The following is a 15,545-nucleotide window of genomic DNA, read 5'->3' as shown; positions in this document are numbered from 1 at the left end:
GAGGGGGCTGAGTTTCCCACTGAGCGACTCTGCTTGCAGCCGGAGCGAAGGGGGAAACTCAGCCCCCTCCGCCCCGGCCGGCCAGGTCAACCTACACCGTGTGCTGCGGCAGGTCCTGCAGGGCGATGACGTCCATGCCCATGTCGTTGGCGCTGCCGTGACCCTGCTGGTCCTCACGCACCGCCTCGATGGCACTCACGTACGTGTTGGCGGCAGACATCGCGGTCACGCAGGTCACACCGCGTCGCACTGCCTCGGTGCGCAGCAGATAGCCGTCGCCGCGCGAGCCCGGACCGTACGGCGTGTTGATGATCACCGCGATCTTGCCATCGGCGATGAGGTCGCCGATGTTGGGGCGCTCGCCGTCGTGCGGGCCGCTAATCTTCTCCACGACCTCGCACGTCACGTTGCCTCCACGCAGCACGCGCGCCGTACCCTCGGTGGAGCAGATGTCAAAGCCCAGGTAGCGCAGGATACGGGCGACCGAAAGGATGTGGCGCTTGTCGCGGTCGCACACGCTGATGAACACCTTGCCGACGCTCGGGTCGGGCAGCTTGTAGTCAATCGCCAGCTGCGTCTTGGCGTATGCCTCGGGATAGCTCTTGGCGATACCCATGACCTCGCCCGTCGACTTCATCTCGGGCCCCAGGATGACGTCGGCGCCCGGGAAACGACCCCAGGGCATGACGGCTTCCTTCATGCAGAACCAGTCCAGCTGACGTTCGTCGCTCGGCAGGCCCAAGCTCGCGATGGAATCGCCTGCCATGATGCGCGCCGCGCATTTGGCCAGCGGCACACCGGTGGCCTTGGAGATAAACGGCACGGTACGGCTGGCGCGCGGGTTGGCCTCGATCACGTAGACGGTCTCGCCCTTGATGGCATATTGCACGTTGACCAGACCGCGGACTCCCAGCGCCATCGCGATGCGGCGCGTGGTCTCGCGGAGCTTCGCCTGCAGGCTCTCGCTAAAGCTGAACGGCGGGATGCAGGTCGCGGAGTCGCCGGAGTGAATACCGGCTTCCTCGATATGCTCCAGGATGCCGCCGATGTATACCTCTTCGCCATCGCACAGGGCGTCGACATCGGACTCGATTGCGCCCTCCAGGAAGCGGTCCAGATACACCGGGTAGTCGGGGCTGATGCGCGCAGCCTCTGCCATGTAATCGCGCAGATGCTCGGCATCGTAGGCGATCATCATGCCGCGGCCGCCCAGCACGTAGCTCGGACGCACCAGCAGCGGGTAGCCGATGTGCGCGGCCACGGCCTCGGCCTCCTCAAACGAGGTGGCCTGACCCGCCGGCGGGTACATAATGCCCAGCTTGTCGAGCAGGGCGGCAAAGCGCTCGCGGTCCTCGGCAAAATCGATGGCGTCGGGCTTTGTGCCCATAATGTTCACGCCGCTCTCCTCGAGCATGCGCGCCAGCTTAAGCGGGGTCTGGCCGCCGAGCGTCACCACGACGCCGTCGGGGCGCTCGACATCGATAACGTCCATGACGTCCTCGTAGGTGAGCGGCTCAAAGTACAGACGGTCGGACGTGTCATAGTCGGTCGAGACGGTCTCGGGATTGCAGTTGACCATGATGGTCTCGAAGCCGCGAGCCGCCAGCGCGTAGCTCGCGTGCACGCAGCAGTAATCGAACTCGATACCCTGGCCAATGCGGTTGGGGCCGGCGCCCAGGATCATCGCCTTGGGCTTGTCCGCCGGCGTGGTCTCGTCGGGAGCCACGCACTTCTTGGCATCCGGGCTCGTGCGGTAGATGTTCTCGTACGTCTTGTAGTGGTACTTCGTGGCGCTCGAGAACTCGGCCGCGCAGGTATCGACCGTCTTCATGCTGGGAACCACGCCCAGGCCCTTGCGGTAAGCGCGCACAAAGCGCTCATCGGAGCCGGTCAGCGCGGCAATCTCGGCGTCGCTCGTGCCGTACTGCTTGAGCAGGCGCATCGCGTCGGCGTCGATATCCTCCACGCGCAGGCCGCGGATGCTCTCCTGGACCTGCACCATGTCGTTGATACGGTTGAGGTACCACGGATCGATACCGCAGATGGCATGGATGCGGGCGATGTCCCAGCCACGGCGCAGGGCCTCGACCACAAAGAAGATGCGGTGCTCGGTCGGGGTTGCCACGGCCTGAGCGAGCTCGTCGTCGCTCAGCTTGTCGGCACCCTCCTTGCCACCGGCGCAAATGCCCTGATGTCCGTCCTCCAGCGAGCGCATGGCCTTGCCAAAGGCCTCCTCAAAGGTGCGGCCGATCGCCATGATCTCGCCCACGGCCTTCATGCGCGTGGTGAGCGTGGGGTCGGTACCCTTGAACTTCTCGAAGGCAAAGCGCGGCACCTTGACCACGCAGTAGTCAATCGTGGGCTCAAAGCAGGCAGGCGTTGCCTTGGTAATGTCGTTGACGATCTCGTCGAGCGTGTAGCCCACGGCCAGGCGAGCGGCGGCCTTGGCGATGGGGAAGCCCGTGGCCTTGGAGGCCAGTGCGGACGAACGGCTCACGCGCGGGTTCATCTCGATGACGATCAGGCGGCCGGTCTGGGGGTTCACGGCAAACTGCACGTTGGAGCCGCCGGTCTCGACGCCGATCTTCTCCAGAATGGCGAGCGACGCGACACGCATGCGCTGGTACTCAAGGTCACTTAGTGTCTGCGCCGGCGCCACGGTGATGGAGTCGCCGGTGTGCACGCCCATGGGGTCGAGATTCTCGATGGGGCACACGATGATGCCGTTGCCGGCGTGGTCGCGCATGACCTCCATCTCATACTCTTTCCAACCCTCGATGGACTCCTCGACCAGCACCTCATGGGCAGGCGAGAGCTCAAGGCCCTGGCTCACGATGGAGACGAGCTCCTCGTGGGTGTGCGCGATGCCGCCGCCGGCGCCGCCGAGGGTAAAGCTCGGACGCAGCACGCAGGGATAGCCCACGCGCTCGGCGATAGCCTCGGCGTCGGCCACGCTGTAGGCATAGCCCGAGCGCGCGACCTCCAGGCCGATCTCGGCCATGGCCTCGTTAAAGAGCTTGCGGTCCTCGCCGCGCTCGATAGCGGCCAGGTCGCAGCCGATCATCTCGACGCCGTACTTGTCCAGCGTGCCGTCTTTCGCCAGCTCGACGGCGGCATTCAGACCGGTCTGGCCACCCAGCGTGGGCAGCAGCGCGTCCGGATGCTCTTTCTTGATTACGCGCTCGATAAACTCGGCGGTGATGGGCTCGACATAGGTGCGGTCGGCCAAGCCCGGGTCGGTCATGATGGTCGCCGGGTTGGAGTTGACCAGGATGACCTCAAAGCCATCCTCCTTGAGCACCTTGCAGGCCTGGGCGCCGGAGTAGTCAAACTCGCAGGCCTGGCCAATAACGATGGGGCCCGAACCAATAACGAGGATGCGCTTGATGTCGGTACGTTTCGGCATGTTAGTTCTCCTCGGTCGCAGCGTTCTCGGACTCGGCGAAATTCCAGCCGGCGAGGCGGTCCTTCGCGGTGTCGATGTCCAGGTAGTTCTCCTCGCCGTCCATGAGTCGCGTAAAGGCGGTAAAGAGATAGTGGGCATCGGTGGGGCCAGGCGAAGCCTCGGGGTGGTACTGGACCGAGAAACACGGGGCGTCGAGCAGCTGGATGCCCTCGGCGGTGCCGTCGTTGAGGTTCACATGTGTCAGGCGAATGCGACCAAAGCGCTCGTTCATCACGACCGGCGCGATGCCGCGACGCACCCAGGCGCGCAGGTCGCCGCCGGCCGCATGCTCGGTTTCGCCGCCGGAAAGCTCCGGAATCAGTTTGCCCAGACTGGGGAACAGCAGGCCAAAGCCGTGGTTTTGCGCGGTGATCTCCACGCGACGGCTCACCAGATTCATAACCGGCTGGTTACCGCCACGGTGACCGAATTTAAGCTTTTCCATTTGGGCGCCGCAGGCCAGGCTGATCATCTGGTGACCGAGGCAAATGCCAAAGACCGGCACCTTGCCGATCAGCTGCTGTACCTGCTCATAGGTCTCCACCACGGCATCGGGGTCGCCGGGGCCGTTGGACAAAAAGACGCCATCGGGATTCATGTTGAGCACCTGCTGGGCGGGCGTATCCCACGGCACGACGGTGAGATCGCAGCCGGCACGGACCAGGCCCTCCAGAATACCGCGCTTCACACCGCAGTCGTAGGCGACCACTTTGTGACGGGCAGGAGCGGCAGCCGCAAGCGCAAAGTCATGCGTGGCAGGCAGGTCGGCGGCCACAAACTCGTGAGGCGCGGGGCAACTTACGGTCTTGACGAGGTTCTCGCCTACCAGCGTGGGCGCAGCGGACAAGCGCTCGGCAAGCTCGTCGACGTCGAAGATCTCGGTCGAGATAATGCCCATCTTGGAACCATTGTCGCGCAGATGGCGCACCAGAGCGCGGGTGTCGACACCCTCGATAGCGACGATGCCGTGAGCGCGCAGGTACTCCGGTACGCTGACGGCCGAGCGCCAGTTAGAAGGCGTGGCACACATGTCGCGAACGATCATGCCACGCATAGCCGGAGCGCTCGCAGGGCGCACGGCGTCGCCGGGGAAGGCCGACTGGACGTCGGTCTCGTCGATACCGTAGTTGCCGATCTGCGGATAGGTCATGGTTACGATTTGGCCGGCATAACTCGGGTCGGTCATAACCTCAAAGTAGCCCTCGAGCGAGGTGTTGAAGCAGACTTCGCCGGTCGCGGTGCCCTCGGCGCCGCATGCGCGTCCATAAAAAATGGTCCCATCCTCAAGATACAGGGTGCAGGGACCGCAAGCGCCCTTGCTGGTTTTGGCCAGCATACGCTGGCACAGCTCGCTGGGCGCGATGGTGCGGGCGGCAGCGCCCGCAATATGGTTGTTCGCCATAGTTCTCCTTCCCGGTCTCACAGGACCGGCTTAAAGGTGTGCAGTTAGGCCTCGCGGTATTGTAACCGCAAGCATGCCTCATGGCGTTAATTTCATCGAAATGTTTACGAAATGATAATTATGACTTTCTATGCATAATGATTTTTTAATCCCCGTCCCAGAAAAATCATCCCGCGTGGGCTTGTGGCTCACGCGGGATGATGGCGTCTTACTTTTTCTTGTCCTGTTCCAGCAGATCGGACGGCGTTCGGTCGGGCTTGCCGCCGCAGAAAATCTCGCGGCCATGCAGACGATGCTCCAGGTCACGTTCGGCCTTTTCCTCGTCAATCTTGGTCTGGCTCACCACCGGGTCCTCAATCAACGACGACACCGAGTTCACCTGCTTCTGAATGCGCTCGGCGATGGTGTCGTCCATACTCACGATGCGCATCTTCCAGTCGATACTCGTAGCGTTGGATGAGCTCTTGGTCCACACGAACGTCAGGATGGCGCTCTGGTGGCCCCGCGCGGGGAACATGCCAAAGAAGGAATCGTGCTGAATATTGCTATCCTCGTCGATATAGGCTTGAACGTTATACACCACGCGGTCAATCTTATCGTTGAGCAGCGCGTTGGTCGCAAGTGCCGCGGCCTGAATCTGCCCGTTGGACAGCAGCTCGAGCTCGTTGGCAGACGATGTGTCCAACACCGTTACCTCGACCGTGCCCGTACGCTCATCGGCTTCATCGACGGTAAAGTCGAGCGGGAACTGCGTAAAGCCGTTGCCCCATTCGAGTCCACCCTTGAGCGCGGTCGAGACGGTATCCACCGAAACGCTCTCGGACAGGTTGGCGGTATTCAGACGGCGCATCACGCCGTAGCCGATCTGCATGCCCACGATCAGCACCAAAATACCAATGACTACGGCCATCGCGGTCTTCGTAATGGTATGGCTCACCTGCGAGCCCGAAGGATCGTCCTCGGACAGCGGGTCGATATGTTTTGCCTGGCTCGCGCGGTCCTCGCTGCGCAGCTGCGCTAGCGCCGCTTTGTCACCGCGCTTGGCCGCAGCCTCCTTCTCACGCATGCGCTCGGTTCGCTTTTTGGCAAGCGTGGGATCCAAGACGCCGGATGCATCGATTTCGGAGAATAACTCCGTCACTTCTTCCGGAGTCAAAGGGTTCTTGTCAGCCATAAACTTCCTGTCATATCAATCAGTCGAGCTCGTGCGCACGCGCACCTTCGAACTGCATTCGATAGTAACGGGCATAGGTGCCGCCACGGGCGAGAAGCTCCTCGTGCGTGCCACGCTCCACAACGCGACCATGCTCAACGGTCGCAATCTCATCGGCATGCTTAATGGTCGAAAGACGATGGGCGATGATAATCGTGGTGCGGCCGCGTGCCAGCTCTTCGAGTGACTCCTGCACCGCCTCCTCGCTCTCGTTATCCAAAGCACTCGTCGCCTCGTCCAAAATCAGGATCTTGGGGTTCTTGAGAAACACACGCGCAATGGCAACGCGCTGCTTTTGGCCGCCCGAAAGACGGCTGCCGCGCTCGCCCACGACCGTGTCATAGCCCTGTGGAAGCGACTCGATAAAGGCATCGATGTTGGCGCGACGGGCGGCCTCGGCGATCTCTTCTGCCGTAGCGCCCGGCTTGCCGTAGGCGATGTTCTCGCCGATTGTTCCGTCAAACAGGTAGACATCCTGCTGCACCAGGCCGATGGCGCGGCGCAGGCTCTGCTGCGTCACATCGCGCACGTCCTGGCCGTCGATGCTAATGGATCCGTCCGCCACGTCATAAAAGCGCGGCAGCAGCGAACACGTTGTGGACTTGCCACCACCCGAGGGGCCGACCAGGGCAATGGTCTGTCCGGGCTTGATGGACAGATCCATATGGTCAATCACGGGACGAGCCTCTTCGCCGCCACCCAACTCAACATCCTCGTAGCTAAAGCACACGTCGCGATATTCAACCGCGCCCGCCGTCACCTGCAGGTCCGCGGCATCCGGCTTGTCCTGGATATCCGGGGCGGTCGAAAGCACCTCGTCCATGCGCTTAAAGCCGGCAATGGCCTTCTGATACGTCTCAGCCGAGTTCACAAGCGTCTCGAGCGGGGTGCAGAACAGCGAAATGTAGAGCGCGAAGGTTGCCATATCGACCGCCTGCAGTTGGCCTTGCGCCACCAGCCAACCACCCAGCAGCACCACGATCACGTACAACACGCCCGAGAGCAGGCCATACGTCGCAGTGTAGACGCCCATGGCGTGATACATATTCTCCTTGGACGAAAGATAGCGGTCGTTAGAGGCACGGAACTTGGAACGCTCAGCTTCCTCGTTCGCAAAACTCTTGACCACGCGCATGCCTGCCAGCGAATCCTGCAGCTGAGCATTAATACCGCTGATCTTTTTGCGGTTGTCGCTAAAGACCTCGCGCATGCGCATGTTCTGCCAAAACATGATGACCGCAAAAGCCGCCGTCACCACGGCCATGGCAAGAGCCAGCGCCGGGGCAATAGCAAAGAGGATCACAAACGAGCCGACGATCTCGATGCCGCAGATGATAATCCACTCGGGCACGTGGTGTGCCGCCTCGCAGATATCGAACAGGTCGTTGACCACGCGGCTCATCATGTCACCCGAGCTGTTGCGATCGAAGTACGCAAAGCTAAAGCGCTCGTACTGATCGAACAGGTCCTCGCGCATCTTGGACTCCATGCGCGCGCCCATCACGTGGCCCCAGTAACTCACAAAGTAGCGACAGGCACAACGGATGGCATACATCAGTACCAGGCCAACCGCGATCATACCGAGCGCCTGCATGATGGCCGCCTGGCCCTGGGTAAACAGCCCACCGGTCAGATTGCGCAGGATAATGGGAAACGCCAGGTCAATGGCGGCAAGCACCAGGGCGCAAACAGTATCGGCAACAAAAAGCCCCATCTGGGGCTTGTAATACGAAAGAAACCTCTTAAACATAATCACCTTACGCGGTTTTACCAAACCGCGTTTCGTCTCGACGCTGCAAGTGCTCCATTTGGACAATCTGGCCTTCAATCGTCGGTCGCGTATATCCATACGCTTCCCTCCTCTTTTAGGCCACCTTGTCTCAAATGGAGCACTTTCGCTGACTTATACAAACCCGCAGGATCATCCCCGCTCGTTACAGCTCAGAACCACCAAGTCGATGCGCGATGCTATCGCAGGCCAAGGCGCCTACGACGGTCTTGGCATCTTCGATCTTGCCATCGAGCACGGCGTCGATCAGCTCGTGCAGCGGCACGAGGTCCACGTTGACGAACTCGTCATCATCGGGGTTGGGCGCATCGAACTCGAGCTTGGTGGCCAGGTAGATATGAATGATCTCGTCGCAGAAGCCGCAGGTCGTGACAATCGACGTCAAAAAACGAATGCGGCCGGCCCTAAAGCCCGTCTCCTCGTGCAGCTCGCGCTTGGCGCAATCGAGCGGGTCCTCGCCCGGATCGAGCTTGCCGGCGGGAATCTCAACCGTCACGCGGTCGATGGCGGTGCGGTACTGACGCACCAGCACGATCTTGCCGCTCTCGGTAAGCGCCACAACGGCCGCCGCGCCCGGATGGCGAATCACATCGCGGGCGGAGCGGTGACCGTTGGGCAGCTCAACCTCAAGACGGTGGACGTCGAGGATCTTGCCCTTCCAGGCGCACTCCTCCGAAAGAATCTTCTCGTGCAGCTCGGCATCGTGCGGGTCGTCATCGCCCAGCACCAGCATCGGCTCGTCGACAACCTCGCCACCCGGCTCGCCCTCGGCGTGTCCGTACGCGCGGCTGTCCTCCTCGACGATCTGCGCGTCCACGAGTTCTTCGTTCTTCTCGTCCATCCGTCTCATTCCTCTCGGATTTTAGGCATCCCAGGCGTCGCGGCCGCGCAGCGCGCGCAGGCCGATGTCGTGACGCAGGGTCTTGCCCTCAAAATCAATCTTCTCGCAGGCCTCGTAGGCAAGGTTGCGAGCGTTCTCGAACGTGTCGCCCAGAGCGGTCACGGCAAGCACGCGGCCACCATTGGTCACGAGCTGGCCGTCCACCACGGCAGTGCCCGCATGGTACACGGTCACGTTCTCCATGGCCTCGGCATCGGCGATACCGGTGATGACCTTGCCCTTCTCGTAGCTGCCGGGATAGCCCGCACTCGTCAGGACAACGGCCACGGCCCACTCGTCACGCCAGTCGAGCTCAATCTGATCGAGCTCGCAGTTGGCGCAGGCCAGCATGACCTCGACCAGGTCATTCTTAAGGCGCGGCAGCACGACCTGTGTCTCGGGATCGCCAAAGCGGGCATTGAACTCCAGTACCTTGGGACCGGCAGGCGTGAGCATAAAGCCGCCGTACAGGCAGCCGCGGTAGTCGATGCCCTCGGCAGCAAGCTCGGCCACGGTCTGTTCCATGACCTTCACCATGGTGGCGTGCTCCTCGTCGGTCACGATAGGCACCGGGCTGTAAACGCCCATGCCGCCCGTGTTGGGGCCAAGATCGCCCTCGAGCGCGCGCTTGTGATCCTGCGAGGTGGCCATGGGACGCACGGTCTTGCCGTCGGTAAAGGCCAAAAGCGAGCATTCGGGGCCAACGAGCATCTCCTCGATAACCACGGTGTTGCCGGCATCGCCAAAGGTGCCGCCAAAGCACTCGCGCACGGCCTCTTCGGCCTGCTCAAGCTCAGTCGCCACGATAACGCCCTTGCCTGCGGCCAGACCGTCAGCCTTCACGACCAGCGGGGCACCCTGCTCGCGCACATAGGCAAGAGCCGAAGCCTCGTCAGTAAACGAGCCGTAGGCGGCCGTCGGAATGCCGGCACGCTCCATGAGCTGCTTGGAGAATAGCTTGGAGCCCTCCATCTGGGCACCCTCGGCACCCGGACCAAAGCAGGGAATACCCACCGCGCGCACGGCGTCGGCCACGCCCGCCACGAGCGGAGCCTCGGGGCCAATCACCACGAGTCCGCATCCATGGCTCTGGGCAAACGCCGCCACGGCCGCAGGATCGCAATCGTCGAGAACCACGTTCTCGCCGCAGCTCGCGGTGCCGCCGTTACCCGGCGCAATGTAGAGCTTGCCGGCGCGCGGTGATGCTGCGAGCTTAGCTGCCAAAGCGTGCTCGCGGCCGCCGCTGCCCAACAACAGGATGTCGATGGTTTGAGTGTCCGCCTTCAAGGGTGCCTCCTCTATGGATGAATGGCTCGCTCCGCGCGAGCCCTTTGCAAGCAAATATACCCCTCGGCCGCCCGCTTGGGCTGCAAAGGGGTATATTGCAATAACCGAATAGTACCGATTACTTCCAGAATCGGTTGATGATCTGTTCGCGATCGGCGCCGACGCCAATGAACGTCACGCGGGTGTGTGCCAGATCCTCGATAAACGCCACGTAGTCCTGAGCCTCCTGCGGCAGCTCGTCAAAGCTGCGGCAACCGGTGATATCGCACTTCCAGCCAGGGAGCTCCTCGTAGATGGGCTTGGCCTGCTCAAAGCGCACCTGATGCTCGGGCACGCTCGTGTAACGCTCGCCGTCGACGTCGTAGGCCACGCACACCTTGATGGTGTCGAAGGCCGAAAGCACGTCGAGCTTGGTCAGGGCGATATCGGTGAGACCGTTGACACGCGAGGCGTAGTTGGCGATGGGGCCGTCGAACCAACCGCAGCGACGGCGACGGCCGGTGGTCACGCCGTACTCATAGCCTTCCTCGGTCAGCGTGTGGCCGGCCTCGGACTCATAGGAAAGCTCGGTGGGCATGGGGCCCGAACCGACGCGGGTGATATAGGCCTTCATGACGCCCAGCACGCGGTCGACATTCTTCATACCGACGCCGGAGCCGGTGATGGCGCCACCGGCGGTGCAGTTGGAAGATGTCACGTACGGATAGGTGCCGTGATCGATATCGAGCAGCGTGGCCTGGGCGCCCTCGAACAGCAGGTCCTTGCCCTCATCGATCATGTTGTTGAGCAGCAGGCTCGTCTCGGTGATGTAGGGGCGCAGGCGCTCGGCCATGGGCAGGTACTCGTCGCAGATCTGGTCCACGGTGTAGGTGGGCAGGTGGTAGATGAGCTCGAGCTCGGGATTCACGCGGGCAAGAGCGGTCTCCAGCTTGTCGCGGAACAGCGCCTCGTCCAGCATGTCCTGCATGCGCAGGCCGATGCGGGCCATCTTGTCCTGGTAGCACGGACCGATGCCGCGCTTGGTGGTACCGATGTTCTTCTTGCCGAGCTTCTGCTCAAAAGCACCATCCAGATCGATGTGGTACGGCATGATGATGTGCGCGTTGCCACTGATCTTGAGGTTCTTGGTGGTGATGCCGTCGGCCTCGAACATGTCAATCTCTTCAAGGACAACCTTGGGGTTGACGACGCAGCCGTTACCGATCACCGACACATGGTCGGAATACATGATGCCGGAGGGCACCTGGTGCAGGCCGTACTTCTTGCCGTTGACGGCGATGGTGTGGCCGGCGTTATTACCGCCCGAATAGCGCACGACGGCATCGAAGTCGCCGGCGACCAGGTCGCAAATCTTACCCTTGCCCTCATCGCCCCACTGGGCACCGACCAAAACGGTTGACGGCATGTTTACTCCTTACATTCATGGACTGTCTACGCGCCACGCCGGCGCGCAGAAGCACAAAACATTCCCAGTATACCCGTGCAACGGGCGCCTGTCCTACTCCTCGGTATGCGCCCCATCAAGCTCATAGAACTTGGTGGATGCCGGCAGGAACATCAAGTCGACGTCGCCGATCGGGCCCGAACGGTTCTTGGCCACGACGATACGCGTGACGCCCTCATCGGGTCGATCGTCGCGCGAGGCCTCGGCCTCGTCGGCAGAACGGTCCAAGAACATAACGATATCGGCGTCCTGCTCGATGGAGCCCGATTCACGGAGGTCGGACAGCTGCGGGCGCTTGCCGGTACGGGATTCGACCTGACGCGACAGCTGCGACAGCGCGATCAGCGGAATCTTGAGCTCCTTGGCCATAATCTTCAGACCTCGCGACATCTCGGAGACCTCGACGGTGCGGCTCTCGGAACGACGTCCCGGCGGAGGACTCACCAGCTGCAGGTAGTCCAGGATGATGATGGCCTTCTCCTTGTTGTGGAGCATGCGGCGGCTCTTTGCGCGAATCTCAGTCACTGTGGTGCCGGGCGTATCGTCAATCAGAATGTCGAGCTTAGACAAGGTCTGCGTGGCCTCGTTGATATTGGCCCACTGCTCGGGGCTAATGCGGCCCATGCGGAAGTCACTGATCGAGATCATCGCATAGGCGCAAATCAGACGCTGGGCAATTTCCTTACCCGACATCTCCAGCGAGAAGAAGCCGACGGTATAACCGGCAGCGGCAGCGTTGAGCGCCAGATTCAGGGCGAACGACGTCTTACCCACAGCAGGGCGAGCGCCGATAATGATGAGCTGACCCTCGCGGAAACCCATGAGCATGCGGTCGAGCGACGGGAAGCCCGTGGGCACGCCCGCAGCCTGGCCACCGGCCTGGCACACTTCCTCGGCCTCGTTATAGGCCTCGACCATAAACTCGGTCAACGTCTTGTAGCTCGACTTGACCTCGCGTGCCGTGACCTTGAGCAGCTTGCTCTCGGCCAGCTCCACGACCTCTTTGGTGTCGGTAGGGGCGTTATAGGCCAGCGCGTTGATCTCGTTGGTGGCACCGATCAGCTCGCGCAGCATCGAGTCGCGACGGACGATGGCGGCATGGTGCTGCCAGTTCACGAGCGACAGGGTCTGACCCATCAGCTCCAAAATGTAGGCCTCGCCGCCCACGGCATCGAGCTTGTTGATGCTGCGCAGGTAATCGATCAGCGAGATAGAGTCGATGGGAATGCGGCTGTTGTACATATCGACCATCGCGGTGTAGATGGTCTTATGAATGGGCCGGTAGAAGTCATCGGGCTGCAGCTCGACCTGGGCCTCCTCGACCACCTCGGGCGATAGCAGCATAGCGGCCAGTACGTTGGCCTCTGCATCTTGGTTTTGGGGAAGACCCAACTTTGAGCCGCGGTCCTCGACCGTCAGCCCCGTCTCCCTATCGTCGTATGCCATGAGCATCCTCATTCATATCGCTTGCGAGCATCCATAGTATCAGCCACGGTCTCAAAACGGGCCGCGCGCCGCCAATCATCACCGAACCAAACGGATGAACGGTCCCGCATTTGGGACTTCACCACAACGCCTGCCATGGCGCTCGCCGAGCGTAGAAAACAAAAGGGCGCCCCGGTTTCCCAGAGCGCCCTTCTTAGAACAAGATTGTTGCGTTGCAGCAAATGCTACTCGGCAGCAGCCTCAGTCTCGACCTCGGCGGTCTCGGCCTCGGCGACCTCAGCGGCCTCCTCGACCCCAGCCTCGGCAGCGAGCTCCTCGGCGGTAACGCCGACGAGAACGACAACCTCGGCCTTGATCTCGCGGTACAGCGAGATGGCAACGGTGTGGGCACCGGCAACCTTGATGGGCTTACCGAGCTCGACGCGCTTGCGGTCGATGTCCATACCGAGCTGAGCCTTGATGGCGTCAGCAATCATAGCGGCGGTAACAGAGCCAAAGAGGATGCCCTCGTCGCCGACCTTGACGTCAACGGTGACCTGCTTGCCCTCGAGGGCAGTCTTGGTCTCGTTGGCGGTAGCCAGACGGACGGCCTCGCGCTTGGCGATGTTGTTGCGACGCTCGTCGAGCTGCTTGAGGTTGCCCTTGGTGGCGGCAACAGCGAGCTTCTTGGGGAACAGGAAGTTCTCAGCGTAACCCTGAGCGACCTCTACGACGTCACCCTCGCCGCCCTTGCCCTTGATCTCATCGAGAAGAATAACCTTCATGATGCGTCTCCCTTCTTAGCCGCGGTCGCGGTTGCCACGAGAGGAAACCACGGGGACGGTGTACGGCAGGAGAGCCATCTCGCGGGCGCGCTTGATGGCGTTGGCGATGTCATGCTGATGCTGCGTGCAAGCGCCAGTGACGCGACGGGGCTTGATCTTGCCACGATCGGTCATGTACTTACGGAGAAGCTGAGTGTCCTTATAGTCGATGAACTCAGTGTTCTCCTTGCAGAACTGGCAGTACTTACGACGCGGCTGACGTGCAGAAAAATCATTAGCCATGTCAAAATACCTTTCGTTTGGCAACTTCGGCGAACCGAAGCCGCCTCTCACTCAAAAATAGGTGAACAACCCTTAGAACGGGATGTCCTCATCGTAGACGTCGACCGCGGGCGGCGTAGCCACCGGTGCGGCAGGACGTGCTGCGGGCGCGGGAGCTGCGGGGGCGTAACCGCCCTGATCGTAGCCACCCTGGCCACCACGGGAGCTCATAAACTCGATCTCATCGACGATGACCTCAAGCTTGCTCCGGCGCTGGCCATCGCGCTCCCAAGAGCTGTAGCGCAGCTTGCCCTCGATCGCGACCTTGTTTCCCTTTGCCAGGAAACGGCTCACGGCCTCGGCGCGCGTGCCGAACATAGTGCAGTCGACAAAGTTGGGATAGTCCTCCCACTCGCCAGTCTGCGGGTTGCGGCGACGATCGTTCACGGCGACGCCAAAGGACAGAACCTGGGTTCCGCCGGCGGTGGCGCGCAGCTCGGGATCACGCGTGAGGTTACCGGTGATGTTCACTCGATTGATGCTCATAACTCACTACTTCCTCTTGGGGCACAAGCCCAGTCCAAAACGACAGTCTTACTCCTGGTCGTCGCGACGGACGATCATGTGGCGGACCACAGCGTCGGTGATGCGCAGGACGCGATCAAGCTCGGCGATCTGGGTAGGATCTGCGTGGAAGTTGATGAGGGTGTAGTCACCATCGGTGAGGTCGTTGATCTCGTAGGCGAGCTTGCGCTTGCCCCACTCGTCAACGGAGTCGACCTTGCCAGCGCCCTCAGCGATCGTGGTATCGATACGCTTCATAACAGCGAGACGAGTCTCGGGGTCGAGCGACGGGTCAACAAAGAACAGCAGTTCATAAGCCTTCATATTGTCACCTCCTCTGGGCAAATGTGGCTTCAGGTCGTGAAGGTGCGCCTGAAGCAGGAAAAGACTTGGTAATAATATCTTTCAACCTCCCAGGCTGCAAGAATATGCAGCTACAACCTCATGACCTCCACATATGTCCATACTCACACGGCACTTCATGCGTCTTCCAACCAAATGCTGACCAAATGCTTGACGGAACTGTGGACAAGATACGGCGCCGCGGATACAAACCAAATCAAACCGCAGGTCAGCAATTGCAAGGCTGTGGTCGCGAAATGCATACCAGTGGTTCACAACACCGTTCAAATATTTTTAAAACTGGTGCGGCGTCGTTTATAAATACCCATTTTGAACAATTTGCCGCATGCAGTCATGCTGGTCAGAGCCCGTTTTTGGCCTCATAGATCCCGTCACGAAGCCAAGCGTTTCAAAAAATGCCAACTTTTCTGTTTGCACTTTGCGATTCCTCGTGTATACTGACTTTCGCATTTAACGGAGAGTTGTCCGAGTGGCCGAAGGAGCACGATTGGAAATCGTGTAGGCGTCAAAAGCGTCTCCAGGGTTCAAATCCCTGACTCTCCGCCAGTTAATTCCAAAGCAGGCCTTTGAGCCTGCTTTGTTTTTACCCCACGCGGAGGGGTGGCAGAGTGGTTGAATGCGGCGGTCTCGAAAACCGTTTGGCCTATATAAGGTCACGAGGGTTCGAATCCCTCCTCCTCCGCCATT

At 61.0% G+C, this 15,545-nt stretch carries 12 protein-coding genes and 2 tRNA genes; 2 read left to right on the top strand and 12 right to left on the bottom strand.

Going from position 1 to position 15,545, the window contains the following annotated elements:
- Window positions 1-91 precede the first annotated feature (91 nt).
- From carB to rpsF, 12 genes are all read right to left on the bottom strand, one after another.
- Window positions 92-3,406: a carbamoyl-phosphate synthase large subunit gene (carB, locus tag DW645_RS02225; RefSeq protein WP_118226052.1), complete on the bottom strand. Its 3,315-nt coding sequence runs from the start codon at window positions 3,404-3,406 to the stop codon at window positions 92-94.
- A gap of 1 nt (window position 3,407) precedes the next feature.
- A complete protein-coding gene (carA, locus tag DW645_RS02220; RefSeq protein ID WP_118226050.1) occupies window positions 3,408-4,847 on the bottom strand; it encodes a glutamine-hydrolyzing carbamoyl-phosphate synthase small subunit in 1,440 nt (479 codons plus the stop codon).
- Between the two features lie 208 nt (window positions 4,848-5,055).
- Window positions 5,056-6,021: a hypothetical protein gene (locus DW645_RS02215; RefSeq protein ID WP_118226048.1), complete on the bottom strand. Its 966-nt coding sequence runs from the start codon at window positions 6,019-6,021 to the stop codon at window positions 5,056-5,058.
- A gap of 19 nt (window positions 6,022-6,040) precedes the next feature.
- The gene (locus DW645_RS02210) at window positions 6,041-7,810 is read right to left on the bottom strand and encodes an ABC transporter ATP-binding protein (RefSeq protein ID WP_118226046.1); all 1,770 of its coding nucleotides are present in this window, start codon (window positions 7,808-7,810) and stop codon (window positions 6,041-6,043) included.
- A gap of 184 nt (window positions 7,811-7,994) precedes the next feature.
- Window positions 7,995-8,690 (bottom strand): NUDIX domain-containing protein, encoded by a 696-nt coding sequence (locus DW645_RS02205; RefSeq protein WP_118226044.1) that lies wholly within the window; start codon window positions 8,688-8,690, stop codon window positions 7,995-7,997.
- Between the two features lie 21 nt (window positions 8,691-8,711).
- Window positions 8,712-10,016: a phosphoribosylamine--glycine ligase gene (gene purD / locus DW645_RS02200; protein ID WP_118226042.1), complete on the bottom strand. Its 1,305-nt coding sequence runs from the start codon at window positions 10,014-10,016 to the stop codon at window positions 8,712-8,714.
- A 118-nt stretch (window positions 10,017-10,134) separates the two neighbouring features.
- Window positions 10,135-11,421: an adenylosuccinate synthase gene (locus DW645_RS02195; protein WP_118226041.1), complete on the bottom strand. Its 1,287-nt coding sequence runs from the start codon at window positions 11,419-11,421 to the stop codon at window positions 10,135-10,137.
- Between the two features lie 93 nt (window positions 11,422-11,514).
- Complete coding sequence (gene dnaB, locus DW645_RS02190) at window positions 11,515-12,912, bottom strand: replicative DNA helicase (RefSeq protein ID WP_117634693.1); 1,398 nt, start codon at window positions 12,910-12,912, stop codon at window positions 11,515-11,517.
- 218 nt (window positions 12,913-13,130) lie between these two features.
- On the bottom strand, window positions 13,131-13,670 hold the full coding sequence (rplI, locus tag DW645_RS02185; protein ID WP_118226039.1) for a 50S ribosomal protein L9: 540 nt from the start codon (window positions 13,668-13,670) through the stop codon (window positions 13,131-13,133).
- 15 nt (window positions 13,671-13,685) lie between these two features.
- Entirely contained in the window at window positions 13,686-13,952 is a 267-nt protein-coding gene (gene rpsR, locus DW645_RS02180; RefSeq protein ID WP_006235829.1) for a 30S ribosomal protein S18, read from the bottom strand.
- A gap of 72 nt (window positions 13,953-14,024) precedes the next feature.
- On the bottom strand, window positions 14,025-14,477 hold the full coding sequence (locus DW645_RS02175) for a single-stranded DNA-binding protein (protein ID WP_055310294.1): 453 nt from the start codon (window positions 14,475-14,477) through the stop codon (window positions 14,025-14,027).
- 48 nt (window positions 14,478-14,525) lie between these two features.
- Window positions 14,526-14,819 (bottom strand): 30S ribosomal protein S6, encoded by a 294-nt coding sequence (rpsF, locus tag DW645_RS02170; RefSeq protein WP_006235831.1) that lies wholly within the window; start codon window positions 14,817-14,819, stop codon window positions 14,526-14,528.
- Between the two features lie 494 nt (window positions 14,820-15,313).
- Between rpsF and DW645_RS02165 the strand changes: the two genes are divergently transcribed.
- Together DW645_RS02165 and DW645_RS02160 are read left to right on the top strand one after the other, a co-directional pair.
- Window positions 15,314-15,404, top strand: a tRNA-Ser gene (locus tag DW645_RS02165).
- Window positions 15,405-15,452: 48 nt separating this feature from the next.
- Window positions 15,453-15,543: transfer RNA gene (locus tag DW645_RS02160), tRNA-Ser, on the top strand.
- Window positions 15,544-15,545 lie beyond the last annotated feature (2 nt).

It is taken from the genome of Collinsella sp. AM23-17 (assembly GCF_003470945.1).
Taxonomy (GTDB): Bacteria; Actinomycetota; Coriobacteriia; order Coriobacteriales; family Coriobacteriaceae; genus Collinsella; species Collinsella aerofaciens_O.
Note: the sequence above shows the minus strand (reverse complement) of the source record. Positions and strands in the feature narration are given on the sequence as shown.